Source organism: Sphingomonas sp., from assembly GCF_031380695.1.
Classification (GTDB): Bacteria; Pseudomonadota; Alphaproteobacteria; order Sphingomonadales; family Sphingomonadaceae; genus Sphingomicrobium.
Window position 1 is genome coordinate 1 of sequence record NZ_JANMWY010000018.1, and the last position, 2,521, is coordinate 2,521.

At 64.3% G+C, this 2,521-nt stretch carries 5 protein-coding genes and 1 pseudogene; all 6 read right to left on the bottom strand.

The window, feature by feature from the left end:
* Window positions 1–284, bottom strand: a 284-nt coding sequence (locus RMN84_RS00510; RefSeq protein ID WP_309610253.1) for a ribonucleotide-diphosphate reductase subunit beta, incomplete at its 3' end; no start/stop codon positions are given.
* A gap of 11 nt (window positions 285–295) precedes the next feature.
* Window positions 296–649, bottom strand: coding sequence for a hypothetical protein (locus tag RMN84_RS00515; protein WP_309610254.1), 354 nt, complete (start codon window positions 647–649; stop codon window positions 296–298).
* Entirely contained in the window at window positions 646–1,062 is a 417-nt protein-coding gene (locus RMN84_RS00520) for a PepSY-associated TM helix domain-containing protein (protein ID WP_309610255.1), read from the bottom strand. The genes RMN84_RS00515 and RMN84_RS00520 overlap by 4 nt, the downstream gene beginning before the upstream one ends.
* Entirely contained in the window at window positions 1,062–1,265 is a 204-nt protein-coding gene (locus RMN84_RS00525; RefSeq protein ID WP_309610256.1) for a hypothetical protein, read from the bottom strand. The genes RMN84_RS00520 and RMN84_RS00525 overlap by 1 nt, the downstream gene beginning before the upstream one ends.
* Window positions 1,262–1,708: a DUF559 domain-containing protein gene (locus RMN84_RS00530; RefSeq protein ID WP_309610257.1), complete on the bottom strand. Its 447-nt coding sequence runs from the start codon at window positions 1,706–1,708 to the stop codon at window positions 1,262–1,264. Before RMN84_RS00530 ends, RMN84_RS00525 begins: the two co-directional genes overlap by 4 nt.
* A 167-nt stretch (window positions 1,709–1,875) precedes the next feature.
* Window positions 1,876–2,521 (bottom strand): annotated as a pseudogene (locus RMN84_RS00535) (ribonucleotide-diphosphate reductase subunit alpha); the annotation flags it as partial.

Here is a 2,521-nt window from a genome sequence, read left to right on the forward strand (position 1 = left end):
CTGAACGCGGCGAGCATCATCTTGATCTCGGTCGGCTTGAACACGCGGCTGTATTTTTCGTGGTAGCAATCCTGCACCTCGACATCGGCCTGGGTGAAGAAGCGGAAGATTTGCGTGAGCAGGTTGCGCTCGTGGTCGGTCAGTTTCTGCGCCCAGTCGCGGCAATCCTCGCCCAATGGCACTTCCTCGGGCATCCAGTGGATCTGCTGCTGGCGCTTCCAATAATCGAACGCCCAGGGATATTCGAACGGCTTATACTGCTTGCGGGCTTCGGTGAGGGACATGGGTCAGGCTCCTAGGCGAAAAGGGTGATGACGGTCGCGCCGCCAAGGACGACGACGCAAAAAATGGTAACGATGAGCAGCCAGCGCCCGCGCGCGGCGGCCAGTTCGGGGGCGGGATCGACAAGCGGTTCGCGGCGCGAGTTGATCAGCACGATGGCCAGGAGAAACGGCATGAACACCGACGTCGGGCTCTTGAACAAAGGCTGCATCCAGCCGAACCGACCGGCGAAATAGGCGGCATCGATCGCGAGCCCCGCAAGCCCGAACGCGACCCCGGTCCATTGCACCCAATTGAACGGGCGCGTCGGCCGGCCCATTCGCTCATAAGCGTTGGGGTCGTAGCCCGACTGACGATAGCCGCTCACCAGAAAATCTTCTTCGAATGGCGGGCGCGGTGGCTGCGGCGGCGGAACATCTGGATGTACATCCACAGGCCGCTGAACGCGAAGAAGATCAACGCGAGGCCCGAGACGAGGCTGACCAATTGGCCGACGATGCCGAATTCCTCGCCCGAATGGAGCTCGGTGACGAAATGGATGAATTGCTTGAGCGGGCTCTGCGGCGGGCGCGCGGCGGGCGTGGCCTTGGGCGCCTCGGCTTCGTCGGTGTCCTCCGCCTCGCCGATCCTGGCAGCGGGTGCGGAAGCCTGGGTGGAGCGGGCGCGCTCGGGCTCGCCGATGGCATAGAGCCGCGCGCCCTGGGTCACGACCCCGGTGACCGCGATGAACAGGATCAGCAGGCCGAACAGGACCGATAGCCAGCGATGATATTTACGCATCAGTGACGAACACCTTTCAGGGCGAAGGCGGAGATCGACAGGACCAGGCCGAGTGCCAGCGCCATCGTGCCGATGAGGAGGCGGACCTGGACCGCGGCCGCGCTGCCGCCGCGCCGCACTAGCAAGGCGATGCCGATCGCGAGGGCGAGGAGGCCGATGCCGAGCATGATGAGGTTGGCGAGGGTGAACGAGATCGGGATCACGCACCATCTCCCATCGGGAAAGGTGACGCTACGGCACGAGTCTCTTGCGACGCAGACGCGTCGCGCCCCCCACCTCGATCCTCCCCCACAAGGGGGGAGGAGAGAGTAGCGGCGCTTGCCTGAAGGACGCCGTCGACGTTTTCGAGCACTTCGTTGTTCCAGAAGCGGATGACGCGATAGCCTTCGGCTTCGAGAAACCGCGTCCGGGCCGCGTCATGGTCGCCTGCCTCGGCATGCTGGCCGCCGTCGCACTCGACGATGAGCTTCGCGCCATGCGAGCAGAAGTCGGTGAAATAGGGACCGAGCGGCACCTGCTTGCGCCAATGTGCGTCGGGGAAGGTGGTGCGGAGAGCGGCCCAGAGGCGACGTTCGACGGCGGTCATGTTGCGGCGGAGACGGCGGGCGCGTTGCGTCACGCCGATCGGAAGACTGAGCCGCCTCAAGCCGTCTTTCTTCCCCTCCCCCCTTGTGGGGGAGGAGGGTCCCGGGCCAGCCGCGGCTGCGGCTGAAGGAAAGCTTTTGTCGGCGTTCCCGGCAAGTGCCGAGTCCGCGCCCCCACCCTGCCCTCCCCACAAGGGGGAGGGTTGAAGATGGGATGGCTCGCCTCCCCTCACTGACACGCCAGGCATTCGTCGTAATCCGTCGTCGGAAGCTCATACTTGGCCGGTTCCGCCGTATTGTCGGCTTCGACCCCGCCCGCGAACCCGGCGCGCTGGACCGATTTCGAGCGGAGGTAATAGAGCGACTTGATGCCCAGCTCCCACGCGCGGAAGTGGAGCATCGCCAAATCCCATTTGTCGACGTCGGCGGGGATGAACAGATTGAGCGACGTCGCCTGATCAATGAATGGCGTGCGGTCGGCGGCGAGCTCGATCAGCCAGCGCTGGTCGATCTCGAAGCTGGTCTTGTAGACGTCCTTTTCCTCGGTGGTGAGGAAGTCGAGATGCGCGACGCTGCCGCCCTGCTCGAGGATCGAATTCCACACCGCGTCGCTGTTCTTGCTCTTCTCGGACAGCAATTTCTCGAGATAGGGGTTCTTGATCGAGAAGCTGCCCGACAGCGTCTTGTGGGTATAGATGTTGGCCGGGATCGGCTCGATGCAGGCCGAGGTTCCGCCGGCGATGATCGAGATCGACGCCGTCGGCGCGATCGCCATCTTGCAGCTGAAACGCTCCATCACCCCCATGTCGGCGGCGTCGGGGCACGGGCCGCGCTCTTTCGCCAGCATCATCGAGGCTTCGTCGACCTGGGCGCGG